Genomic DNA, 16,336 nt, shown 5'->3' on the forward strand with positions numbered 1-16,336 from the left:
TCAGACACACCGAAACGATCACCGTCGGTAGATCGTGATCGAATGACCGACGTCGTCGATCCGACGACTGCTGTCGATCAACTCGGCCAGCCGCCCCTTCGCCTTGGCGACCTTGGAGTCCGACACGACCAGCAGCCCGCGCACCTTATCGGCGGGCACCGAGCGCGGGTCCGTCGCGTCGATGCCGTAGTACGACGGCACCCCGCTGCCCTTGTAGACCAGCCAGATCCGCTCACCCGGATAGCGCTCCCGCAGCCGGTCCGCGAGCCGGCCCAGATCCTGGCCCCAGTCGACATTGGAGTCGTGCAGCCGCAGATGCGTCTTCGCGGGACCGCCGAACGCCTCGTTGGAATACGGCAGATAGTAGGGAAACGTCCGCAGCGAGCTGACCGCCACGAACAGCACCAGCGCGCCCGTCGCCACGAACCGCCACCGCCACCGCAGTGCCAGGACAGCGGCCGCCGTCACCGCGAGGAACATCGGCACGAAGACGGCGTACCGCGTGCCGAAGTCCCGCGCCCCGTCCATGGCCACGGCCGACAGGACGGCGGGGGCGAGCAGCAGATACGGCGCCGCGGGCCGCAGCCGCCGTACCGCGAGCAGTGCGACGGCGCCGGCCGCCCACAGGACGAGCATGCCGAGCGGCGTCTTCACCAGCAGCGCCGCCGGGAGGTAGTACCACAGCGACCCCGTGTACACCCGCCCGAACAGGAAGCTCTGCCAGGGCCGGGTCTCCAGCCCGAACTGGATGCGCATACCGTCCCGGTACGCCTCCGGCAGCGGCAGCAGATCGACCAGCAGCCCCCGCAGTCCTCCCACCGCCGGAACATGCTGCTGCGGCGTCCAGCGCAGCCGCGGGTCGACGGCCAGGTAGGTGGCCCATACGACGGCGATCGCGGCCAGCGCCAGGACGCTCGCACCCGCGGCGGCGCGCAGCAGCGCCCTGCGACGTTCGTTCCACGCGCCCGCCCGGCGCCCGTTCGCTTCGGCTGCCCACACCGACACCCCGGCGAGCAGCACCAGCACCGGAACCGCCGCCAGTGCGCTCATCCTCGTCGCCAGGGCCGCACCCAACGCCACCCCGGCGAGCGGCAGATACAGCCGGGGCCGGACCCGCGCCCGCCACAGCAGCCACACCGAGGTCAGCAGGAAACCGGCCGCGGGTACGTCGAGTGTGGCGAGCGAGCCATGGGCGATGACGTCGGGGGAGAAGGCGTACAGCGCGAGCGCCGTCAAACCGCCCGCCGCACCCACGAGTTGACGGGCGAACGCGAACACGACCAGCCCGAACAGCAGCGTCAGCACGATCACCGGAAGGCGGGCCCAGAACATCAGCTGCCACGGGTCGTTGCCGGACTTGTACAGCAGATGGCGCCCCATCACGCCCTGATCGTCCGGCAGCGGCCGGTCGACGTGCGGATCGGCGAGCGCCACACCGACGCCGATGACCAGCTTGCCCAGCGGCGGATGCTCGGGGTTGTACCGCAGGCTGTGGTCGTGCAGATAGACGGCGGCCGTGCCGACGTACACGGGCTCGTCGATGGTCGGCGTCTGCTGCACCGCGGTGGTCACCATCGCCACGGCCATCTGGGCGAGCAGCACGACCACGAGCAGCGGCACCAGCAGGCGCCTGCGCGACGGGCGTGGCGGGGCCACCGCCGTCACGGACGGCGGAGGGTGTCCCTCCGTCCCGGGATCGAGGACCAGTTCCCGTTGTTCGCGCGCCATCATCCGCCCCGCGGTGACACCGGCCGCGCGGTGACGGGAGTGATCCAGAGCCGCCTCATGGGGCCACTCTGCATCAGCTCCCGCCACGTCGGGGCGTTACCGCTTCAGGAGTCGTACCGACAGACCATCCGCCGTGTAGACGGGTACGGCCCGCAGCGTGTCCGAGTTCAGCTCGATACGGTCGAATTGGCCGCGCAGCACCGGAGCGCCGACCACACGCACCGTCGTCCCCGCGGCCGGCGGCTTGTCGGCGTCGAGCCGCAGCGACAGCGAGCTGCCCTTGCCGAGCACCGCACGCCGCGTGACCTCCAGGGCGGGGCCGCGACCCGAACGCAGCGTCACCTCCAGAGCGGCCGACTCCTGCGCGTACGTGCCGTGGATCTTCACCGTCGACTTGGTGGCCACCCGCAGGGTGCCGCCGGTGACCCGCACGTCGCCGTGGCCGAGGGCGTGCGCCGAGGCGGCGACGAGGACACCGTCCGCCAGCGCGGTCCCGCCGGTGTACCGGTTGTGGCCGGTCAGGGTCAGCGTTCCGGTGCCGCGCTTGGTGAGGCCGCCGTCGCCGTCGATGTCGTTGCGCCAGCTGTCGGCCGCGCCGAAGCCGCCGGCCGAGGCGTCCAGCGTGACGGTCACGTCCGAGTCGAAGGCACCGTAACCGTCCGCCGCCGCGAACAGGTTGAGCCGGCCCCACTGCTCCCAGCCGTCCAGCAGGACGTAGCCCGAGGGCAGCGCGGTCGTCCGCAGCACCTCGCGCCGCTGCTCCGCGTCGAGGTACGGCAGCCGCGTCTCCAGCAGCACCTCCGCGCCCTTCGGGACGGTGAGCGGCCGGTTGCCGCCGCGCCGGGTCAGCACGTACGTCAACTTCGGCTTGACCGTGCGGGCGTTGGCGGCGCGGTCCGCATACGGGTCGGTGTCCGTGTCCGCCGAGTGCGCGTAGGTGTACAGCGTGTCGGCCGTCGTGCCGGTCTGCTCCTGGAAGTACGCCAGGGCCTGGGCCCGTGCCGCCTTCTTCAGGGGCGCGTTCGCCGGGTCGGCGAGGGCGGCGGCGGCCAGGGCGGTGGCCATGACGCGGCCGCCGATGACGTCGACCGTGGAGTGCATGCCCGACAGGATGCGGGTGTGGCTGACCTCGAAGGCGCGGGTCACCATCTCCTGGAAGCGCTCGGGTACGGCGTACGCGAAGGCCAGGGCCGCCAGGTGGATGGCGTTGGTGTGGCCGCTGGGGAAGCCACCGTCCTCGGCCGGGGTCTCGCCGCGCTGCCGCAGCAGCTGCGGGGCGACGATCACGTCCGACTCGTAGACGGGGAAGCCGAACGCGTCCTTCTTCCCGGTGTCGACGACCTCGCTGTCCTCGTTCATGCGCCACGGACGCGGGTACTGGAAGGCGAACTTGGCCGGGTTGCTGGAGGCGAAGGGGCCGCGCACCGTGTCGACCAGCCTGGCCACGTGACCGAGTGCCGAGTCGTACGACCCGGCGCCGAGCGCGGATCCGGCCGGGGCATCGGCGGGCAGGGTGTCGCTGATCTTCGCGGCCGGGGTGCCGTCCGGCGCGCTGGTGATCGACGTGACCGCCTTGGCGCCCGACCTGTACAGCTCGGCCAGCGGGCCGAGGCCGCCGATCACCGAGTAGCTCTGGTGCTGGCGGTCGTAGATGAACGCGTCCTTCGCCTGGGCGCCCGTGCGCGTGGCGGTGACGCGGGCGCAGTAGCGCATGTTGGCGCGCAGCACCTCGGGCATCAGCGGTAGGCCCGTGTTCCAGGCGCCGCCGGTCTTCCAGACCTTCGCGAAGCCGCCGAGGGCGCGGACCACCGCGTTGGTCTCGGGCGTCAGGTTCGCCGTGACGTTGGTCTTGTAGTCGTCGACGAACGCGGCGGCGGTCGTCGACGCGGCCTTCGCGTCCGCGGCGCCGAGCCACGCCGCGAAGGTGGGCGCTGCCAGAACACCGGCCGAGACACCGAGGGAAGTTCGGAGGAATCCCCTTCTGTTCACAGCGAGTTCACTGACCGGCGCGGTGGACCGGGGCCCGGCGGATGACGGCATGCTGCTGCCTCTCATGAGTTCTTCGGCCGTTCGGCCGGGGATGTCGTGCGATGACAGCCCGTGGAGCGGGGAGGATGCACGAGTGGTGCGACGCCCCATGAGGCTTACGAGCGAAGATCTACGGGCGAGTTGTGTCGGACGAGGGTGGGCCCGGCGTCCTGCCGGTGTCACAGAAGTGAACGCGCCAGCGCCACCGCCCCCGCGGCCGGCGGCACCCGCAGCGGCTGTGGCCTGGCTGTGGGCACCCTGTCCGTGAGGGCGGAGGTGAAGGCGTCGTACAGGGCGGGCTGGGAGAGGACCGTGCTGCCCGCGATCACCACGTCGTCCACCACGACCCCGCGCGCGGCGAGCCGTTCGACGAGCGCGGCCAGCGACCGGCCGCCGTCGGCGATCACCGCACGGGCGAGCGGTGAGCCCGCCTCGGCGGCGGCGAACACGGCCGGGGCGTGCCGGCCCCACTCGGCGGAGATGTCCTTGGCGGCTTCCAACGCCGCCCCGAGCGCCGGGACTTCGGCGACCTCGAAGGAGGCGAGGAGACCGAGTGCGAGGGCGTCGGGCTCCTCCCCGCGGTCATGGGCCGCCCACACGGCGCGTGCGGCCTCGCGGACGAGACCGGCGGCGCCGCCCTCGTCACCGAGGACCGCGCCCCAGCCGCCGACCTGGACGGGGCTGCCGTCGGCGAAGCGCCCCACTGCGACCGAACCGGTGCCGGCCACCAGGCCGACGCCCTTGTCCAGCCCCGCCGCGGGGACGAGGAGTTCGGCGTCGCCCACGACCAGTGCGGGCGCGTCGAAGTGGAGTTCCAGCGCGGTACGGATCTGGGCGCACTGACGGGTGGTCTCGCAGGCGTGACCGCCCACGGCCAGAGCGGACGGGCGTGAGCCCGCCGGCAGGGCCTCGGCGGCCAGCACGGCCAGCCAGCCGGCGGCGGCCACGGGGTCGTGCGGCCGCCAGCCACTGCTGGAGCGGACGTGATCGGCGACCGGGGTGTCGCCCGCGAAGGCGCGCAGATGCGTCTTGGTGCCGCCCACGTCGATACCGACCACGAGAGGGCCAGAAGGTGAAGCGTCCTGCACGGACTCCTCTTTCGTCGTTGCACTGTGCTGCGACGGCGGGCGAGACCGTGTCTGGAGGAAAAGCAGTGAGGAAAGGCAGTCAAGAACTAGGGAAGCCCCGGGACGGGCCTCTGACGGACCACGGCAGGCGAGTACCGTGACTTCGTTAGGAAGTTAACTAACGAAGTACAGTGCGTCAAGAGAAATCGCCTGGCATCCCATCGCCGCATCCCCTGGAGAGGTACGACCCCGGAGCGCGGCGCTCGACCTCGCGTGGGAGAACTGTGGAACACGACGTGGCGGAAGCACCCCGCCTGACCGAGAGCGCGAGCGCGGTGTTCGCCGTGCTGGCCCGGGCGGGCACGGCGACCCGGCCGCAGCTCGCGAGCCTGGCTGGCCTGTCCAAGCCGACGGTGTCCTCCGCCGTCGCGGAACTGGAGAGCGCCCATCTCGCCGCACACTCAGGCACCGCCTCCGGCGCCACCGGACGCTCCGCCGCCGTCTACGGACTCGGACCGGCGGCCGGTGCGGTGCTCGCCGTCGACCTCGGCCCCGCCCTCACCCGGGTGCGCGGCTGCGCCCTGGACGGCACCCTGCTCGCCCAGGCCACCGGCTCCCGGGACGAGGCCGCCGACGTCGTGCGCGAGGCCGTCTTCGCGTTGCCCGACGGCGCCCCGCTGCGCTCCATCGTCGTCGCCGTCGGCGATGTCCCGGCGGGGGAGGGCGGCGTAGGACAGCGCCCCGCGACCGCCAAGGCCGGCCCCCTCTTCGACGCCATGGCCGTCGCCCTGCCCCGGGGGGTGCCGGTCCACCTCGAGAACAACGTCAACTGTGCCGCGCTCGCCGAGCTCCACGAGGGCGCCGCCCGCGGCCGGAACACCTTCGGCTATCTGCGGATCGGCGTCGGTATCGGCCTCGGCATCGTTGTCGGCGGCCACGTGCTGCGCGGGGCGAACGGCGCCGCCGGTGAGCTCGCCCGGCTGCCCTACCCCTGGGACGAGGGCCGGGAGCCCCGCCAGGACGCCCTGGAGGAGTACATCGGCGCCCGTTCCCTGCTGCGCCGGGCCGCCGAGGCCTGGCCGGACGCCGACGGGTCCTGCCCCCGCACCGCCGAGCAGCTCTTCGCCCTCGCCCAGAAGGGCCGTGCCACGGCCCGTACGGTCGTGGACCGACATGCCGCCGACATCGGCAGGCTGGCCGCCGCCGTGACCGCCGTACTGGACCCCGGGCTGATCGTCCTGGGCGGCAGCACCGGCGCGGATCCGCAGCTGCTGCCGGGGGTGCGGGCCGAGATGGCGCGTCTGAGCTGGCCCACCGAGGTGGTGAGCAGCACGGTCGGTGAGCTCGGCACCGTGGTGGGTGCTTCCCGGCTCGCGGTCGCCCGGGGAGTCCAAACCGTGACCGAGGCCGCGGGGGCTAAGGATTGACGGGTTCCGGCTCGGTCTGCCAATGTCCGGACAAGCGCTTTCTAAGTCGGCCGGGACGCCGGCTTGGAGCGAGCGTCCCGCCGGTACTCGATGTACGGCAACCGCACGAGGGCGTGCCCGTGCGGTGACGGCCATGACGGCCGGGGATCCTCGCCCGTGCGGAAGACGCGGCCGGGCGAGGCCGCGCCCCCCGGAAAGCGACCTTTCCTGCAAAATGCATCCGTGCCGCCTCGGTCGGCGCCGTGCTCCGTCCCCTGTGACGAAAAAGGGATCGAAGATGATCAATGTAGGTGCGCGGCGCTCTCGCCGGCTCGGCCGCGGCGGCATACGCCGTTTGGTCCCCCTCGCTGCCGTGGCCACGGCAGGTGCCCTGCTGCTCTCCGCCTGCGGGTCGGACTCCGGCTCGGGCGGAACCTCCAAGTCGCTGACGTTCTGGATCTCCACGGTTCCGGGGCAGGACGCGGGCTGGAAGAAGATGGTGGCGCAGTACAAGAAGGAAGCCGGCGTCGACGTCAAGCTCGTCAACCTTCCCTACGACGGCTACGACGCGAAGCTGCGCAACGCCGCGCAGGCGAACTCCCTGCCCGACGTGGCGTCAGTGCCGAAGCTGGACCCGATCTGGGCGAGCAAGCTGATCGACCTCAGCTCCATCGCCGACAAGAAGAGCAACAAGATCAACGGCAACTTCGTCGCCAAGGACTCGTCCGGGAAGGTGCTGTCCATCCCCTCGGACGTCACCGCGTCCGGCATGTTCATCAACAAGTCGCTCCTCGAGAAGGCCGGCGTCGACTACCCGACCTCGCCCGACAAGACCTGGACCTGGACCGAGTTCATCAAGGCGGCGGACGAGGTCCGGGAGAAGACCAACGCCAAGTACTCCCTGACCTTCGACCAGTCGCCGTCCCGGCTGCGCGCCATGGTGTACGAGATGGGCGGGAAGTACGTCCACGCCGACGACTCCGGCAAGTTCTCGGTGGACGCGGCGACCAAGAAGGCCGTGAACACCTTCGTGGGGTGGAACGACGACAAGACCATGCCGAAGTCGGTGTGGACCAGCGGCGCCGACCCGTCGGCCATGTTCCAGAGCGGTGACGTCGTCGCCTACTGGTCCGGTGTGTGGCAGGTCGCCGCCTACGCGGAGAGCATCACGAAGTTCGAGTGGGCGAGCGTCCCGACTCCGGCTCAGCCGGTGCAGGCCAGCGACGTCAACAGCGGCGGCATGACGGTGGGCTTCAACAACAACGGCGACGCGGCCGCCGCCGCGGAGAAGTTCCTGTCCTGGCTGTACGAGCCGGCCCACTACCAGGCGCTGTGCGAGGCGTCCGGGTTCCTGCCCGTCGAGAGCGGTCTGAACCCGAAGTACCCCTTCAAGTCCGAGGCGGCGCAGGCGGCGTTCAAGCTCTACAACGAGTCGATCCCGCTCTACGACCCGATCTCCGGCTACTTCAACAGCGCGCAGACTGGCTGGGCGCTGAAGGGCAAGACCCTCACCGAGGACCCGACCAAGACGGAACTCGGCAAGGCGATCAACGGCCAGCAGTCGGCCGACAAGGCCCTGGAGAACATCGTGGCCGGCTACAACCAGCAGGTCGGCGGCTGATCGTAGGCCGACGGGCCGGGCGGCGGGGTCGAGACACCGCCGCCCGGGCCTGTGGACCCCACGTGATGCCAGGCTCATGGCCTGAGCCCACAGGAACCCATTCCACCAGCACGGAGTCAGGAAGATGACAAAACGCGCCCCGGACGTGTCCGTGAGCCCGCCCAGGAGACGCAGCAAGTACACCCTCGCGCCGCTCGTCCTCATCGCGGCCAATGTGGTGCTCTTCGCGCTGTTCTTCGTCTGGCCGGCGGTGATCGGGCTCGTCTACTCCTTCACGAACTACACGGGCATCGGGGCGTTCCAGTTCGTCGGACTGGACAACTACCAGAACCTGTTCGGGGACTCGATCTTCTACAGTGCGTTGACCCGGACGCTGCTGTACACCGTGCTCTTCGTTCCGCTGAACTTCGTGCTCTCGCTGCTGATCGCCAACGTGCTGGTGAGCAAGCACGCCAAGGGCGTGTCGGTCGCCCGTGTCTTCTTCTTCATCCCGTGGCTTCTGTCGCCCATCGTTGTGGGTGTCCTGTGGCGGTGGCTGTTCGGTGAGAATTTCGGACTGGTCAACGAGGTCATCGAGAAGCTCGGCGGAAGTGCCGTTCCGTGGCAGTCGAACGCGGACCTGTCGCTGATCGTGGTGGTGGTGGCGGCATCCTGGGCCTGGACGGGCTTCTCGATGCTGCTGTTCATCGCGGCGATCAAGAACGTACCGGTGTCGTACTACGAGGCGGCCTCGCTCGACGGCGCCGGTCCGTGGCGCCAGTTCATCAGCATCACACTGCCGAGCATCGCGCCCACTTCCTTCATCGTCATCCTGCTCAACACGATCCACGGGATGAAGGAGTACCCGCTGTTCGCCTCCCTCAACAACGGCGGACCCGGAACGTCGAACAACCTGCTTGTCCAGTACATCTACCAGACCGGCTTCAAATCGGGCCAGATCGGCTACGCGAGCGCCGCGTCGTTCGTGCTCATGCTCATCCTGATGGCCGTCGCGATCATCCAGATGATCGTCAACCGGCGGGTGGAGAACCGATGACAACCACAGACATGCCACGTCCGGTCGACGCCGAGCCCGGACGGGCAGTTCCCAGGAAGCAGCCCCGCGGCGCGGCCCGCGGTGGGCTTCGGCGCGCGGTGCCCGCGACGACACTGCTGTGGGTCCTGGCGGCCGTCTACGGGTTTCCCGTGCTGTGGTTCGTCCTCAGCTCCTTCAAACCGGCGGGAGACCTGTTCTCCTCGCTGGCGCTGTTTCCGGACGACCCCACCCTGTCGGGCTACAAGGCAGCATGGAACAGCGCCAACTTCTCCCAGTACTTCATCAACACGACCATCGTGAGTGTGATCGCGACGATCCTCACGGTGGGAGTGAGCTGCTGCACGGGGTACGCGCTGGCCAAGTACGACAACAAGTGGCTCAAGGTGTTCTTCATCTGCATCCTCGCCACGACGATGCTGCCGGGCGAGGTCATGCTCGCCCCGCAGTTCCTGGTGGCCCGCGACCTGGGCCTGTACAACTCGCTCGCCGGCATCATCTTCCCGGCCTTGCTCACGGCGACCGGTTGCTTCATGTTCCGCCAGTTCTTCCTGACGGTCCCCGACGAGCTCGTCGAGGCCGCCCGCATCGACGGGGCGCGTGAACTGTCGATCTTTCTGCGGATCATGGTGCCGATCTCCCGGCCCATCATGCTGACCCTCGCCATCCTGTCGTTCCAGTGGCGGTGGAACGACTACATCTGGCCGCTGCTGATGCTCAACGACCCCGACAAGTTCACCGTGCAGATCGGCATCCAGAGCCTCGTCGGCGCGCAGAACATCAACTGGTCGGTGGTGCTCGGCGGCTCGGTCATCACCATGATTCCGCTGATCGTCGTCTTCCTGGTGTTCCAGCGTTACGTCATGAACGCCGACATCAACGCCGGACTGAAGGACTGACCGTGCCCACCCCGCTCGACCACGAGTTCGTCCGTGCGGCGGCCCGCGCCGCCGACCGGGCGGCCGCCCCGCTGACGGCCCGCCCTGACGAGGAACTCGCCGGCGTGCCCCACCGCGCTCTGGCACGCAGGGTGAAGACCCTGGTCGCGGCGTACCGTTCCCCGGAGTCGGCACTGCACGGCAGCACACAGGCCGTCGCGGCCACGATCGCCCACCTCCGTGCCCTGCTGGCCGTGCAGACGGCCTCCGGCCTCTTCGCGGGCGGCGACAACGTGCAGTCACCGCCGGACTCCGCGTTCACCGTCAACGACGTGTGCGACGCGCACGTCCTCGCCGCCGGTGCCGGGCCCGAACTGCGCGAGGTCACGGCCGCGCTCGCCGAGATCGCCGGCGCCGCCACCGGCAGTCTCCTGACCGGCGGGGTGCACACCCCAAATCACCGCTGGGAGCTCAGCGCGGCGCTGGCCCGCCTGCACCGGTCGTTCCCCGACGACCGGCTGCTCGGCCGCATCGAGGAGTGGCTCGCCGAGGGCGTCGACATCGACGCGGAGGGCCTGTACTCGGAACGCAGCCCCAACTACGCGGCCCACGTGTCCAACCCGTCGCTGCTGCTGTTGGCCGAAGTGCTCGGCCGCGCCGACCTGCTGTACGCCGTCGAACGCAATCTCGCCACGACCCTGGACCTGATCAGGCCGGACGGCACGGTGGAGACCGTCCACTCGCGACGGCAGGACCAGAACCACCCGTTCCCGCTGGCGCCCTACCTGCCGCACTACCGGCTGCTCGCGGTCCGCACCGGCCGGGGCGACTTCGCCCGGGTGGCGCGGCTGGCGGCCGCCGGCGGTATCGACGACCCCGACCTGCTCGCCGAGACCCTCCTCACCCCGGACCTGTGCCGCGCCCTTCCGGCCCCGACTGCGGAGCCCCTTCCGCGCGACCGGTACCTCCCCACCGCACGCCTCGCCGCACGCGCCTCGGCCACCGCGCACACGGTGGTGTACGGCGGCTCCGACGTGCCCGAGCACCGGCGCATCCGCTCGGGCCTCGCCTGCAACCCCACCTTCCTGCGCCTGTTCGCCGGCGACGCAGTCCTGGACGCGGTCCGTCTCTCGCGGGGGTTCTTCGACCTGGGCCCGTTCCGCGCCGCCGACACACAACAGCTCGCCGACAACCGGTACCGGCTCACCGAGACCCTCACAGCCGCCTACTACCAACCGCTCCCGCCGGACCAGAGGCGCGACGACGGCGTCTACCGGCTGGTGGACGAGGGACGCTTCTCGGCCGCGATGGCCTTCCCGGACCGGCCTCGGGACGAGGTCTCCCACACGACCCGCGTCGAGGTGGACCTGCGGGAAGACGGTGCCGACCTGCGGATCGACATCAGCGGACCACGGGTGCCCTGGGCCCTCGAACTGACCTTCCGCCCGGGCGGTGTGCCGGTGGGCGCCGTACCGATCGGCGACGGACGCTGGTGCCTGACGACCGGGCCGATGACCTACCGGGTCGGCGACGACGAGATCCGCGTCGAGGCCGGCGTCGAGGCGGGCGAACCGTTGGCCGGACCGGACCGGGGCGACGTACTGCGGTACGACCCGGGGCAGGACTACACCGTGGTGGGCGGCACCGACGCGACGACCGGGAACCGTGTCTACCTCGGTGGACTCGGCCCGCACACACTGACCGTCGCACTGCGCGCCCGCCGGTCCGCACCTGTCGTATGACCCCGAAGACCCACGCCACGGCCACCTCCGGTATGAAGGGCTGAGGACAGACCGATGCATCTCCCGCACCAACGCGGCCCGTTGCACGACCTGCCGGACACCCCCGAGGCATACGACGCCATCCTCGCCGACGTCACCGAGCAGGCCCTGGCCCGCATCACACCGGACGGCAATCTCGAACACCCCGACGCCGTCGACGACATCGGCGACACCTCGCTCGGCATCACCTCGCTGCTCGCGTTCGCCTGGCAGCGCACCGGGGACCCGCGGCTGCCTCAGGCGGTGCGCCGCAGCCTCGCCTTCCATCTGCGCGAGCGGGTGTACACCGAGGACAACCCCGGCTATCCCAATCTGAAGGTGCGTAACTCCCGTCTGCCGTACGCCCGTTACACCCTTGCGGCGGGCGCGCACCCCATCGGGGACTGGCCCAGCACGGTGTGGGCGCTGCTCCAGACGGTCAATCTGCTGGACATGACGGACGGCCTGGTCGACGACGAACAGCGCACCGACGTCCTTGAGTTGGCGCATGGCTACTGGCGCTGGCTGACCGAGGCGACCTTCTTCAACCCGCAGGAGGCGGGCAACCAGGCGATCGGCTGTGTCGTCGGCGGCCTGATGCTGGCCCGTCATCTGCCGGAAGGACAGGGCGAGGGGGTCCGCGCGCGGGCGCTGGAGCTGTACGCCGACAAGATCCGCGCCCACCGGGTGCGCGACCGGGGCGCCCTGCTGCCCCCCGAGCACGGCGGCGCCTACGACAACAACTACGGCCCGATCTCCCTGTCCTTCCTCGCCCAGGCCCACCGGATCAGCGGCGAGGAGACCTTCGCCGAGGACGGCGACACGCTCGCCCGCTACATCGACGCCCGCCTGACGACCGGCGGCTTCGACACCGGCGGCCCCCGCTACAGCGAACAGCACTCCGGCTTCGAATCGGTCCTGGGCCTGCGCTACTTCAGCCGCCGTATCGGCTCCGACCTCGGCCGCTACCGGGGCGACACCCGCTGGGGCAGACACGCGGCGCAGGCGGACGGCGGGATCGACGGCCACTTCGCGTGGATGCTGATCTGGCAGATCCAGGACGCCACACGCTGGCACCGGGAGCCGGCCACGGCGGCGGCCCGCCACCAACTGCGCTCGGGCACGGTCTCGGTGGCCTTCGACGACCGGATGACCCCGGCGGTGGTCGAGGCAGGCGGCACCTATTACCTGCCTGCCGCCGTCAACCGCCAGCACGGCTTCGGCCCGGTCACGGACGGCTTCCTGCACTGCCGTCCCATGGGCGAGGTCCGCGTCCGCGACCTGCGCGCCGACGGCCTGACCGCCAAGCTGGTCACCAAGCCGGTCGTCGGCCGCGACCACGTCCTGCGCCATGTCCGGTCCCTGTACATCACCGACGGCACGCGGCTGTGGATGACGGTGGCCGTCGAGCGGCTGCCGGGATCGCCGTACCTGCTCGCCGGACTGCCGTACGCCGCCGACGACGGCGACCGTGTGCGTAGGGTCGCCACCGGCGAGGTGAGGGCGGCGGGCGAACTCCGGCTGACCCACCCCGAGGCGGAGTGCACGGACCACTTCGACGCCCGCTCGGAGACGACCCAGGAGTTGGCGGCCTTCGCCCTGGCCGCCGATCCGCGCGGCTACGGCAACCCGGACGAGGGCTGGCGTCACCTGGTCGCGTCCACGGCGCTGGAGGCCGGACCGGCGCCGTGCGCTTCCGGTGACCTGCACGTCTTCGCCGTGTGCTACGGCGCCGAGGGCCCGTTCTCCCCGGAATTCGAGCTGGGGGAGCAGGGGCTGACGGTTCGGACCGAGGGCTTCACCGCTGTGATCGGGGAACCGGCCGGTGACGAGCGAGGGGAACCGCTGCTCACCCTGCGCGGCTGAGCCGCAGGGACGTCGGGACGACGAGGTCGGCGCGGTCCCGGGTCGCGGAGACCAGGGCGGCGTTGCGCTGGTCCGTGCCCAGCACCCACGCCACCGCCTCCGCGTGGCTCTTGCCGAACTCCTCGTGCCGGGCGATCAGCCGCCGAATCCGCTCCTCCTCGTCCAGTTCGCAGAACCACACCTCGTCCAACTGCGCCCGGACACGCGCCCACGCCCCCGTCCCCAGCAACAGGTAGTTGCCCTCGGTCACCACCAGCCGGGCCGTCGGCGCCACCGGAATCGCGCCCGCGATCGGCTGCTCCAGCACCCGCTCAAAGCCCGGCGCGTACACCGTGCCGTCGGCCTCCTCCCGCAGCCGCCGCAGCAGCGCCGCGTACCCCGCCGCGTCGAAGGTGTCGGGCGCGCCCTTGCGCTCCCGCAGACCCAGCCGGTCCAACTCGACGTCGGCCAGATGAAAGCCGTCCATGGGGACGTGCGCGACCCATGGCTCCCCGGACACGTTCAGCTTCCGTACGAGGGTCTCGGCGAGCGTCGTCTTGCCCGCGCCGGGGCTGCCCGCGATCCCGAGGACGCGGCGGCGGCGGCCCTCGGCGAGGCCACGGGCGCGGGTGAGGAGGTCGTCGAAGGTCACAGGCACACAGCAGAGTGTGGCACCCTGCCCGGCGATGAGTTGCGCCGATGCGGGGAGTCGGTAGAGGACGAGGTCGCGTCCATGGAGAGCCACCGACGAGGAGGGAGCCGTCGCCATGTCGGACGACGAAGCGCGGATCCGCACCCTGATCACGAACTGGGCCGAAGCCGTCCACCGGGGCGACCTCGACGGCGTACTAGCCGATCACGCCCAGGACATCGTCATGTACGACGTACCGCCGCCCCACGAGGGCATCCACGGCATCGACGCCTACCGCGCGAGCTGGCCGCCGTTCTTCGCCTGGCAGGCCCAGGGCGCCTCCTTCGACATCGAGTCCCTGGACATCACCGCGGGCGCCGACGTCGCCTACGCACACGCCCTGCTGCGCTGCGGCACCCCGGAGGAACTCACCGAGCGCCCCACCCTGCGCCTGCGGCTCACCCTCGGCCTGCGCAAGGAGGACGGCCGCTGGCTGGTCGCCCACGAGCACCACTCGTTCCCGCACGACTGACATCGGGCGTCACGCTCCTGGGCGCACGCGGAGGGCTGACCATGCCCTGCCCGGGATACTTTGTCCATGTTTCCGGGGCTCTCGCCCTCAGCCCTTCCGGCTGGCGGGCTGAGGAAGCCCACGACGTGCAGGGGTGAGGGGTGGACCATGGCGCGCGGGTCGAACGCCATACTCGTCGGCAGGGGAGGACACGGCGAGGCGACTTTGCCCGGTGCGCTCGGCTGGGCCCATGGCAGGGGCCCGCTCGCGGCGGTCGCCGGTGCCTTCACCCTCGCCCAGCTCGCGCTCGTCCACCCCTCCATGGGCCTCGGCTGGGACGAAACCGTCTACGTCAGCCAGGTCGGCACCCAGGCACCGGCCGCCTTCTTCAGCGCCCCGCGGGCCCGTGGCGTCTCCGTGCTGGTGGCGCCCATCGCCTCCTGGTCGACGTCCACCACGCTGCTGCGCGTCTACCTCGCGCTGCTCGCCGGAGCCGCTCTGTACCTCGCCCTGCACACCTGGCGCGGACTGTTCCCGGCCGGCGTCCTCGCCACCGCAGGTGCCCTGTTCGCCTCCCTGTGGGTGACCCTCTTCTACGCCCCGCAGGCCATGCCCAACTACTGGGTCGCGATCGGCGCCCTGGTCTGCGTCGGCTGCTTCCTGCGCGCCCGCTCCGACCGACAGGACCGGCGGGCCCTGTGGGGCGTCGCGGCGGGCGCCGCACTCATGGCGTTGATGCGGCCCACGGACGCCGCCTGGGTCGCGCTGCCCCTGCTGGTCGTCGCGATACGTCAATGGAGGCTCGCCCTGGCCCTGGTGGCGGGGCTCGCCTCCGGTGCCGTCGCGTGGGTGATCGAGGCGTTCGTCAGCCATGGCGGCCTGTTCGAGCGGCTGTCGGAGGCCTCCCGGATCCAGGGCGGACTCGGCTGGCACAACGCTGTCGACGACCAGCTGCGCAGCCTCGTCGGACGCACCCTGTGCCGCCCCTGCACCGTGGACATGCCCAACCCGGCGGTGACCCTGTGGTGGTTCGTCCTCCCGCTGCTCGCCGCCCTCGGCCTCGCGGTCGCCGTGCGCGCCGGACGCACCGCGCGGACCCTCGTACCGCTCCTGTGCGCCACGACAGCCGCCGTTCCCTACCTGTTCCTGATCGAATACGCCGCCCCCCGCTTCCTGCTGCCCGCCTACGCGCTGCTCGCCGTCCCCGTCGCCGACGCGCTGCGGCACCTGGTCACCGCGCCGAGCGGGCGATGGCGGCCGGTCCTCCCGACGCTGCTCGCCGTCGGGCTGGCCGGACATCTGGCCGTGCAGTACGTCGTCCTGGAACGCGTCGTGGAGCGCACGACCGCCGACCGCCGCGACTGGACCCGCAGCGCCGCCGAACTGCACCGCCTCGGTGTGCGCCCACCCTGTCTGCTCACCGGGCACGAGGCCATCCCCGTCGCCTACTACACCGGCTGCTCCTCCGGCGCGATCCGCGGCCACAACGCCAACACCACGAAGGCGGACATCCTGCGCACCGCACGCACCATCCCGGTCGCCGCCCTCACCCCGCCGGGCGGCACCCCACCCGGATACGCCCGCACCTGGCAGACCCACCGCCTCGACGGCCTGGACGTCCACATCGCGCCGGGGCCCGTATGACGTCCGAGGAGGTCCTCGCCCCACCCCACCGCAGACGCGCCTACTGGCACACCGCCCTCACGCTCGCCGTGCTGGTGGGCGCCGGCTATCTGGCCCGGCGCCACTGGCCGGTGCTGGAGACCGGAGCCGTCCGGCTCGCCGGCGCCGACCAGGGCTGGCTGCTCGTCGCCGCGTCCGCCGCGGC

General features: G+C 71.1%; 12 protein-coding genes and 1 pseudogene. 9 read left to right on the forward strand and 4 right to left on the reverse strand.

What is annotated here, in order from left to right:
• Positions 1-18: 18 nt before the first annotated feature.
• From AB0I98_RS44595 to AB0I98_RS44605, 3 genes are all read right to left on the reverse strand, one after another.
• Positions 19-1,587 carry a phospholipid carrier-dependent glycosyltransferase gene (locus AB0I98_RS44595; protein WP_362951817.1) on the reverse strand — a complete coding sequence of 523 codons (1,569 nt, stop codon included), beginning with the start codon at positions 1,585-1,587 and terminating at the stop codon, positions 19-21.
• Between the two features lie 237 nt (positions 1,588-1,824).
• Positions 1,825-3,768, reverse strand: coding sequence for a phosphatase PAP2 family protein (locus AB0I98_RS44600; protein WP_362951804.1), 1,944 nt, complete (start codon positions 3,766-3,768; stop codon positions 1,825-1,827).
• Between the two features lie 167 nt (positions 3,769-3,935).
• On the reverse strand, positions 3,936-4,844 hold the full coding sequence (locus tag AB0I98_RS44605) for a BadF/BadG/BcrA/BcrD ATPase family protein (RefSeq protein ID WP_362951805.1): 909 nt from the start codon (positions 4,842-4,844) through the stop codon (positions 3,936-3,938).
• 275 nt (positions 4,845-5,119) lie between these two features.
• Between AB0I98_RS44605 and AB0I98_RS44610 the strand changes: the two genes are divergently transcribed.
• The 6 genes from AB0I98_RS44610 (at position 5,120) to AB0I98_RS44635 (ending at position 13,387) form a co-directional block, all read left to right on the forward strand.
• Positions 5,120-6,250 carry an ROK family transcriptional regulator gene (locus AB0I98_RS44610; protein ID WP_362951806.1) on the forward strand — a complete coding sequence of 377 codons (1,131 nt, stop codon included), beginning with the start codon at positions 5,120-5,122 and terminating at the stop codon, positions 6,248-6,250.
• A 277-nt stretch (positions 6,251-6,527) separates the two neighbouring features.
• Positions 6,528-7,850 (forward strand): extracellular solute-binding protein, encoded by a 1,323-nt coding sequence (locus AB0I98_RS44615; RefSeq protein ID WP_362951807.1) that lies wholly within the window; start codon positions 6,528-6,530, stop codon positions 7,848-7,850.
• A gap of 124 nt (positions 7,851-7,974) precedes the next feature.
• Positions 7,975-8,886 (forward strand): sugar ABC transporter permease, encoded by a 912-nt coding sequence (locus tag AB0I98_RS44620; RefSeq protein WP_362951808.1) that lies wholly within the window; start codon positions 7,975-7,977, stop codon positions 8,884-8,886.
• Positions 8,883-9,782, forward strand: coding sequence for a carbohydrate ABC transporter permease (locus AB0I98_RS44625; protein WP_362951809.1), 900 nt, complete (start codon positions 8,883-8,885; stop codon positions 9,780-9,782). The genes AB0I98_RS44620 and AB0I98_RS44625 overlap by 4 nt, the downstream gene beginning before the upstream one ends.
• Positions 9,783-9,784: 2 nt before the next feature.
• Positions 9,785-11,503 (forward strand): hypothetical protein, encoded by a 1,719-nt coding sequence (locus AB0I98_RS44630; RefSeq protein ID WP_362951810.1) that lies wholly within the window; start codon positions 9,785-9,787, stop codon positions 11,501-11,503.
• A gap of 54 nt (positions 11,504-11,557) precedes the next feature.
• Positions 11,558-13,387, forward strand: a complete 1,830-nt coding sequence (locus AB0I98_RS44635; protein WP_362951811.1) for a hypothetical protein — start codon at positions 11,558-11,560, stop codon at positions 13,385-13,387.
• On the opposite strand, the gene AB0I98_RS44640 is transcribed toward AB0I98_RS44635, so the two are convergent.
• Positions 13,371-14,024 (reverse strand): nucleoside/nucleotide kinase family protein, encoded by a 654-nt coding sequence (locus AB0I98_RS44640; protein WP_362951812.1) that lies wholly within the window; start codon positions 14,022-14,024, stop codon positions 13,371-13,373. The two genes, AB0I98_RS44635 and AB0I98_RS44640, sit on opposite strands and share 17 nt — an antisense overlap.
• A 109-nt stretch (positions 14,025-14,133) precedes the next feature.
• On the opposite strand from AB0I98_RS44640, the gene AB0I98_RS44645 reads away from it, so the two are divergent.
• The 3 genes and pseudogenes from AB0I98_RS44645 to AB0I98_RS44655 all read left to right on the forward strand — a co-directional run.
• Positions 14,134-14,529 (forward strand): SgcJ/EcaC family oxidoreductase, encoded by a 396-nt coding sequence (locus AB0I98_RS44645; protein ID WP_362951813.1) that lies wholly within the window; start codon positions 14,134-14,136, stop codon positions 14,527-14,529.
• A 147-nt stretch (positions 14,530-14,676) separates the two neighbouring features.
• On the forward strand, positions 14,677-16,152 hold the full coding sequence (locus tag AB0I98_RS44650) for a hypothetical protein (protein ID WP_362951814.1): 1,476 nt from the start codon (positions 14,677-14,679) through the stop codon (positions 16,150-16,152).
• Positions 16,149-16,336: pseudogene (locus AB0I98_RS44655) on the forward strand (TIGR00374 family protein); the annotation flags it as partial. The gene AB0I98_RS44650 and the pseudogene AB0I98_RS44655, both read left to right, overlap by 4 nt.

Origin of the sequence: Streptomyces sp. NPDC050211, from assembly GCF_040656035.1 — a bacterium.
Taxonomy (GTDB): domain Bacteria; phylum Actinomycetota; class Actinomycetes; order Streptomycetales; family Streptomycetaceae; genus Streptomyces.

Excerpts from the sequence above, each read along its gene's own strand:
- AB0I98_RS44595 (WP_362951817.1), bottom strand. The coding sequence starts at position 1,587 with ATGGCCGTGGCGATGGTGACCACCGCGGTGCAGCAGACGCCGACCATC.
- AB0I98_RS44600 (WP_362951804.1), bottom strand. The coding sequence starts at position 3,768 with ATGCCGTCATCCGCCGGGCCCCGGTCCACCGCGCCGGTCAGTGAACTC.
- AB0I98_RS44615 (WP_362951807.1), top strand. The coding sequence starts at position 6,528 with ATGATCAATGTAGGTGCGCGGCGCTCTCGCCGGCTCGGCCGCGGCGGC.
- AB0I98_RS44620 (WP_362951808.1), top strand. The coding sequence starts at position 7,975 with ATGACAAAACGCGCCCCGGACGTGTCCGTGAGCCCGCCCAGGAGACGC.
- AB0I98_RS44625 (WP_362951809.1), top strand. The coding sequence starts at position 8,883 with ATGACAACCACAGACATGCCACGTCCGGTCGACGCCGAGCCCGGACGG.
- AB0I98_RS44635 (WP_362951811.1), top strand. The coding sequence starts at position 11,558 with ATGCATCTCCCGCACCAACGCGGCCCGTTGCACGACCTGCCGGACACC.
- AB0I98_RS44645 (WP_362951813.1), top strand. The coding sequence starts at position 14,134 with ATGTCGGACGACGAAGCGCGGATCCGCACCCTGATCACGAACTGGGCC.
- AB0I98_RS44650 (WP_362951814.1), top strand. The coding sequence starts at position 14,677 with ATGGCGCGCGGGTCGAACGCCATACTCGTCGGCAGGGGAGGACACGGC.